The sequence below is a fragment of the Phormidium sp. CCY1219 genome, assembly GCF_035615515.1.
GTDB lineage: Bacteria > Cyanobacteriota > Cyanobacteriia > Cyanobacteriales > Laspinemataceae > CCY1219.
Genome location: NZ_JAJENT010000393.1, coordinates 1 through 6,994, shown reverse-complemented (window position 1 = coordinate 6,994; position 6,994 = coordinate 1). Strand labels below are relative to the sequence as shown.

The following is a 6,994-nucleotide window of genomic DNA, read 5'->3' as shown; positions in this document are numbered from 1 at the left end:
TTGCGAGTCGGATTTTACCTTGTTTTTCTGTAGGTTGTCAGTTTGGCGTAAATTTCATAAAATTAAACCATCGGGAGGGGTTTAAATTGGCGCGCCCTGGTTTCAATTCTAGCCACGCCGGGGAGAACGCGATCGCGCCAGTAAAATCCTGCGCCCACCCCCAACATTTTCCCTCAATTCTAACTCACTGTTCTATAGGAGATAAAACCATGCCTTCTCCCTTTCCTGGAATGGATCCGTACTTAGAAAATCCCGAAATTTGGCTCTCAGTTCACAATCGATAAAACCGGCAATCGCGATCGCCCGGATCCGTTTCCTCGATTCCCCATTCTGGTTTAAACTCATCTCTAACCTGGGATAGATTGCAGCACTATTTTAGCTCAGTTTTTCTGTCCCTTCTGTCAGTTTCATTACCACAGTTTTGTCCGCTTGTCAATCCCTCTTTTCGCCCTTTTTGAATCAGTTTCTTGGCAATCCACCAAGCGCCCCAAGAACAGAATGCACTCGCCAGCAATGCGATCGCAAATGGGTGGGGGGGTAGCCAGAAGCGATCGCTACTGGGGAATTGCCAGGGTTCCTTGGCTAATCCGGAGGTGGAGGCGACAATCGCCCCGGCTGCAATTCCTACCCCAACGGCTTGGATTTGGTCTTGTAATTTCTGGTTGGCTTGTTCTTGACGTTCCTGTTCCGCTTTGGCTTTTTCTTCTGCTTTTTTCTGGAGTTCTTGTTGTCGTTCTTGTTCCGCTTTGGCTTTTTCTTCTGCTTTTTTCTGGAGTTCTTGTTGTCGTTCTTGTTCGCTCTCTCTCCAACGCTGCCAGGTGCGATCGCATTGGGCTTGGTCGATTTCCACGATGGCACGAATGGAGGCGATCGCCTGACGGATTAACCCGGTTCCCTGGTCAAAATACCTTAAATCTGATTCGATTTGTTTCTGGAATTGCGGCGCGGTTTCTTCTCCGAAATAGCGCAAAAAAGATAGTTCTTCCTTATCAGTTTCTAGGATAGCACAGATGCGCTCAATTTTGCTGTTGTAATTGTTACGATTTATATAAATTGTCGTTAATAAATCTTTCATTTTTCGCAGGATGCGATCGTAGCTGAGGGAGTCGGTGGAGAGTTTTTTTAACTGAGTCTTAAAGTCTTGGAGATAGGTGGAGTCTTGGGGATTGGGTTCGGCGCGATCGAGTTGAGATTGGATATCGTCTAAGGTGGGGTCTAAGCTATCGTAGTATTGCTTGAGTTTCTCATAGGTGTGGCGGCTGTCGTAAAAGGCTTTGACGACTTTGTGGCGGTAAAAGAAGAGGTCAAAGATATCTAAAAAGCAGTTTTGCAGGGTTTGGTCGGCAATTTCATCGCGAAATAGCCAGATGAGAACTTGGGGAGATTTAGCGGGTTCTCGGGGATTCCCATATTCAAAAATAGAACTCCCAAATAACTCCCCCCGACGAGATAATGGGGGGTCGGAACAGTTGAATAGGTGTTGATAGCAACTATTGGCGAGTTGTCTGAGATAAGTGAGGTCTTGTTGTCGGGTTTTACGGGTTAACCAAACGGTTAGGATTAGGGTTTCTCCCAGGAAACAGCTACTGAAGGGAAAGTGGAGACTATTCTGGGGATTAAACTGCTGTAAACTCTCTAGGTTAACGTCTTCGGTTTGGTCGTTTTCTTCGTCATAGCCAATGTTGAAAAAGACACCATAGCTATCTTGAAGTTGGACGGGTTGGATAAAGCCTTCGAGGTTAGACTCGTGGCTGAGGTTGAAGTCAATCTCCGTTTGGGGTGGGGGGAGAAGGATGCGATGTTCCCCGAGATGGAGTTGGGGACTGAGTTGTTTGGGGGTGAAGTGGGAGAGGAGGCGATCGCAGTTTTCCCAGAGGGGGTGTGTTTCTCCCTGGGTGGTATCCTTGCGGAGATGATACGCACATAAATAGAGGTTGGGGGCGAAAATTTTTATCATAACTGATTATAATTCATGGGAGTCGCCTGTCCAGCAGCGCGTTGTTGTTTGGCTTGACGAGCCGCAGTGACTAAGGCAGATTGAGTCCGATTAAACGCGGTATCCCACCGTTGTTCATCCTGTAAATTGGCGATATAGTCTCGCAAATGTTCAATCACTTGGATTTGAGCTGTATCGGGCAACGATTCAACTAGGGTTACTAAGTCTTGAATTGCTTGGGATGACATTTGTAAAATTCCTGATTTAGTGGTTTGAAGTTGCTATGAAAACCGTCAAGATTTATCCTCTTTTGTCCCCATTCTCGGAACCCGGTTTCGGAGAATTTCGGTAATCTCAGGATATTGATTGACCACCGCGCGATCGTCGGTCTTGGGACCCGCATTATTCGCCCCTCTCAGCTTTCGTTCCCCCACTTTATCCATCAATTTTTGAGTCAACTTAGGATAAGAGCGACACCATTGTTTTATTGCAGCTGCTACTTCAGCATCTGACTGATTTTGACCAGCTACTAAACTCTCGCGGAGGGTCGGTAATCCTTGGATGGCTCCTGATGTTTCCCAAATATTATCGGGGTTGGTTTCCCAAATTTCCCAGAAAGCAGCAATTCGTTGTTCGGGGGTCATGGCTCATCACTCCTGTTAAAAACTTCTCAAATCTTACTGTCCAATGGCACAAAATGCCGCCCAATAGTAGGGAGATTCAAAGGGCTTATAGTCAAGAGGAAAGGAATCTATCATATCTTCCATTTCCTCCCGTCGTTCTGGGCTAATCGCGGCACAGCTATCGGTCCAGTCTAACAAATCTTGCACCGTCGCTTCTCGCAGCCATTTCTGAGTCTGACGCAATGCCAGAACCACCGACAGGTCAGACTGCTGGAGAGTTTGATAAAACTGAATCATAAAAATCGCCGTGGAGATATCCGCCACCGCCCATAGGGTACTGACCACATTGGGAGACCCCGCCAAAATGAAGCCACTGGGGAGGCCGATATATTCATCACTGGTGGAGGTGAAGTCCGTGATACCGGTTTCGCAGGCGGAGAGGGTGACGAGACGGCAATTGGTCAGGTCAAGGCGTAAGATATCCTCTAAGGTCAGACATTTTTGCAGGTCGAGGAGTTTGTTGTCTTCTAGGGGGAGATAGCGGCTGGGGTCATCCGTTGGGGGAGGGGGCGTAAATTCGCTTTTAGCCAGGATGAGGGCGGATTTGAGGGCATCTTCAAAGTTGAAGTAGCCGTGACAGGAGAAGTGGGTACAGTGGGCGTTTTTCAGGGTTTCCCCATCAAGGGCGGCTTTTTCGGCTTGGTCATGTTTGAGGACTTGGTGGGGGTTAAACAGGGATTGGATGGCTTCGACTTCCATATCGGTGAAGTCGAGGTCTTGGGTGGGGTTTTGAATGGCGAAGAGTTCGTTAAAGTCAGGGCGTTGTCGGTTTTGGGCTTGTTGCAGGACTTGGCAGTTGGGGGCGTAGGCAACTCCCTTGGGGAAGAGGTCTTGTAGGAGGCCCTCACCCGCTCCTGTGGTAACGGGTAAGGCATGGAGGGGGAACAGGTGCAGGAAACGGTGAGGGATAAGGATGAGTTTTTTACAGTTGGGGAAATTTTGCCGCAGGTTGTGCAGGATTTCATCTAGGTGCAGGATTTGGGCCAGGGTTTCTAGGCGTTGGAGGAGGCTATCTCGCCATTGGCTGTTGTTAAGGCGATAGTCGTCGATATAGGCAACTGTCCAGTCGATGAGGTTTTGTCGGTCTTCCTCGGAAGATGTCCAGAGCTTAAGGGTTTGGTTAGTCAGGGTGAAGGTGAGGAATTTTTTATCCAGGACATACCATTCCAGAATCACGGTTTCATCGTCTAGGAGAGATTGAATATCCGTGAATTTCAACGGTTTATAGGGATATTTGGCTTGGAATTCTTCCCGCAGTTGGCTGATGTGGGCGTAGTCCGGGTTGGGGTCTTGTTTGAGGCGGCGGTCTTCTTCAGAAATCGCTTGACGGAGTTGTTGCAAGCGTTGGCGGACTTCGGCGGGAATGTCTCCCCCTGGGTATGCGTCACGGGTGGCGATCAGTTCGGTCAGGTTGCGGGCTTTACTGCGGTCTGCATATTCAATGGCTTCGGTGTATCTGCCTAACTCTAGGCACACTTCCACCATGCTGAAATAGAGTCCAGCCCATTCCTCATTGAGTTTACGTTTGGATTCATCACCGGAGGTGATTTCTCCTCGCAAGTATTCAACGGTATCAAGTGCCTGTTCAACAACTGTGTAGGCATTTTGGAGAGCAGTTTGTTTTTTGGCGGTGTCGTTGCTGTAGTAGCGGGATTGCTCTTGGTAGGCGAGTCCTAATCTATTAAGGGTTCCGGCATGATCTTGGGGAAAAGAAAAACGGGTAAGGACTCTGAGTGCTTCTTGATATAGATAGATTGCCCTCTCCAAGTTCTCGGCTCGCTCTCCACGAATGCGGTTACGATAGGTTTCCCCCAAGCTAACTTGAGTATTTGCCGATTCGTAAGGAAAGCCTTCACGGGTATAGACTTGTAATGCAGCTTCGCAAAAAGTAATAGCTTTTTCCATATTCTCTGCCTTATTTCCTTGAATACGAAGAGAGTAGACATTTCCCAAACTCATTTGTGTTATTGCCCATGAATAAGTCTCACGGGTATAGACTTGTAATGCAGCTTCGTAAAAAGTAATAGCCTTTTCCAAATTCTCTGCCTTATTTCCTCCAATACGAATCGAGTAGGCATTTCCCAAACTCATTTGTGTTAGTCTCCAGTTTTCAGGAAATGTTTCACGAGTATAGACTTGTAATGCGGCTTCGCAAAAAGCAATAGCCTTTTCCAGATTCTCTGCCTTATTCCCTCGAATACGACTCACATAAACAGTTCCCAGCCCCCTTTGTGCATCTGCCCACTCATCATAAAAGTTTGGTTGCACATAAACTTGTAATGCAGCTTCAAAATAAGCAATAGCTCGCTCCAGATTTTCTAATAAATCACCTCGAATGAGAGAGTAGTAAACCCACCCCAAGCTCATCTGTGTATCAGCCCATTCTTCGGGAAATGTTTCACGAGTATAGATTTGTAATGCCGAGTGATAATAAGTTATTGCCTTTTGTTGATTTGACGATTTATCTCCTTGTACTCGATCATTATAGGCATTGCCCAAATTTTTCTGAAGCATTCCCCAACCATAGGGAAAATTTTTCAAAGTATTTACTGTTAAAGATTCCTCATAACAAGCAATAGCTTGTTCTAAGTTTTCAGATTTATTTCCTCGAATACACTGAGAGTGAGAGTAAGCAGACCCTAAAGCCGCTTGTACTTTAGCCCATTTTTCTGGGGATTGCGTAACAGTGTAAACTGTTAGCGCTGCTTGAAAGTGATTAATCGCTATTTCTAAGTTTGCAGATTTGTCTCCTTGTAAACGACTAGCATAAACCAACCCCAAACGCATTTGTGTTTCAGCCCATTCTTCAGGAAAAAGTTCATAGGTATAAACTTGCAAGGCTGCTTGATAACCAACAATAGCTTTTTCTACATTTGTGCCAGCTTCTCCTTGAACTCGATTAGAATATGCGTGAGCTAAATCTTGATGAATCAATGCCCATTCTTTCGGGAAACGCTGATAGGTGTAAATTTGCAAAGCTGCTTCGTAGCAAACTATTCGTTGCTCTATGTTTTCCGCTTTATTACCTCGAATACGTTGCCCATAAACAAGAGCTAACATCATTAAAGTCCTTGCCCATTCTTCAGGGTATCTATCACGAGTGTGAATTTCTAAAGCTGCTTTCAAATGAGTGATAGCATATTCAATATTTTTCTCCCGATCTCCTATCGTACTAAAGTATGCCACCCCTAACTTCATTTTTGTCTGCGCCAACTCTTCAGGTAAAGTTTGGCGATTCAGGACTGTCAATGCTATTTTGTATGCGGTGATAGCAATTTCTAAATTATCGTCTCGATTGCCTAGCGGAAAATTTTGAATTGAATTTGCCAATTCGCTAATTACTAATGCGATTACAGATGCTTTATTGGACTCAACTTCATTGAAAATTTGAACTGCCCATTTTTGCAGTGTCTCAGCAAAGTTCAAATCTAGTTTGTCTAGGTTTTGTTGTAGTAAAGGATAAATCATCGAGGGATTACTATCACTCTCTACAATCCTCCCTAACACCTGCATCAAAAAATTGAGATATTCTTGCTCTGTCTCGTTACCGTTAGCTTGACTCTCAACCATCGATTCTCCCGATGTCTGACGGTTGAGATATTCCCCTATCCCCTGCGCCACATTTCGCAAAAACTGCGCCTCATTCTCTCGCCCCTCTGTCTGTAGTCGTGCCGCTTCCTCCGCGCACACCTGTACAAACCCCTCATCGACCAAATACTGACGACGAGTGAGGACATCATTCTCCTCACCCTTGGGGCAGGCGAGAAGTTCTTGAATCAGCCACAAATAAGCCTGCACTCGTTGTTCATCTCTTTGCTGATTCTCCTCGGTTCCCTCTCGACGCAAAAACGTCTCCACCTCCTGCACCTGTCCTTGACTTTGCAACCACATCGAATGCAGAATATCCACCAACTCCGCTTTTTGCTCCGGTGTAGCGGTTTCTATCCACTCATACCACTCTTGTTTTTCAATCTCAGAAAGCCCTTCACTTAGCCGCACAGCCTCTTGGGGATTCTTCGGAAAGCCATCGGAATAGGTTTCACCGTAGAGTTGAGTTTGGCTTTCTTTGTTTCTCAAAAACGCCCCCACCTGTTGCGCCACATTCCGCAAAAACTGCGCCCGTTTGTCTTGTCCCTCCTCCTGCAACTGTGCCGCCACCAACTGGCACACCTGCACAAACCCCTCGTCCAGCAACTCCAGATGAGCTTCCAGGATTTGCGGTTCCTCCCCACTGGGACATTCCAGGAGTTCTTGAATCAGGGATAAATAAGCCTGCGATCGTTGTTCATCCATAGCGGCGCACTAGGTCAGGACAGTACAGCTATTTTACCCCATCCCCGCCACTGAGCAACCCGGTTTTTTTGTTAAATTTTTG

At 46.4% G+C, this 6,994-nt stretch carries 5 protein-coding genes; 1 reads left to right on the top strand and 4 read right to left on the bottom strand.

Going from position 1 to position 6,994, the window contains the following annotated elements; all coding sequences use genetic code 11:
* The first annotated feature begins 209 nt into the window (after positions 1-209).
* Positions 210-284, top strand: coding sequence for a DUF4058 family protein (locus tag LKK83_RS31975; protein WP_442957295.1), 75 nt, complete (start codon positions 210-212; stop codon positions 282-284).
* A gap of 86 nt (positions 285-370) precedes the next feature.
* On the opposite strand, the gene LKK83_RS07785 is transcribed toward LKK83_RS31975, so the two are convergent.
* The 4 genes from LKK83_RS07785 to LKK83_RS07770 are packed head-to-tail and all read right to left on the bottom strand — an operon-like array spanning position 371 to position 6,912.
* Positions 371-1,957, bottom strand: coding sequence for a hypothetical protein (locus tag LKK83_RS07785; RefSeq protein ID WP_324630464.1), 1,587 nt, complete (start codon positions 1,955-1,957; stop codon positions 371-373).
* Positions 1,954-2,184 carry a hypothetical protein gene (locus LKK83_RS07780; RefSeq protein WP_324630463.1) on the bottom strand — a complete coding sequence of 77 codons (231 nt, stop codon included), beginning with the start codon at positions 2,182-2,184 and terminating at the stop codon, positions 1,954-1,956. Before LKK83_RS07780 ends, LKK83_RS07785 begins: the two co-directional genes overlap by 4 nt.
* 45 nt (positions 2,185-2,229) lie before the next feature.
* Positions 2,230-2,580: a hypothetical protein gene (locus tag LKK83_RS07775; protein WP_324630462.1), complete on the bottom strand. Its 351-nt coding sequence runs from the start codon at positions 2,578-2,580 to the stop codon at positions 2,230-2,232.
* Positions 2,581-2,613: 33 nt separating this feature from the next.
* Positions 2,614-6,912 (bottom strand): CHAT domain-containing protein, encoded by a 4,299-nt coding sequence (locus LKK83_RS07770; protein WP_324630461.1) that lies wholly within the window; start codon positions 6,910-6,912, stop codon positions 2,614-2,616.
* Positions 6,913-6,994 lie beyond the last annotated feature (82 nt).

Excerpts from the sequence above, each read along its gene's own strand:
- LKK83_RS07785 (WP_324630464.1), bottom strand. The coding sequence starts at position 1,957 with ATGATAAAAATTTTCGCCCCCAACCTCTATTTATGTGCGTATCATCTC.
- LKK83_RS07780 (WP_324630463.1), bottom strand. The coding sequence starts at position 2,184 with ATGTCATCCCAAGCAATTCAAGACTTAGTAACCCTAGTTGAATCGTTG.
- LKK83_RS07775 (WP_324630462.1), bottom strand. The coding sequence starts at position 2,580 with ATGACCCCCGAACAACGAATTGCTGCTTTCTGGGAAATTTGGGAAACC.
- LKK83_RS07770 (WP_324630461.1), bottom strand. The coding sequence starts at position 6,912 with ATGGATGAACAACGATCGCAGGCTTATTTATCCCTGATTCAAGAACTC.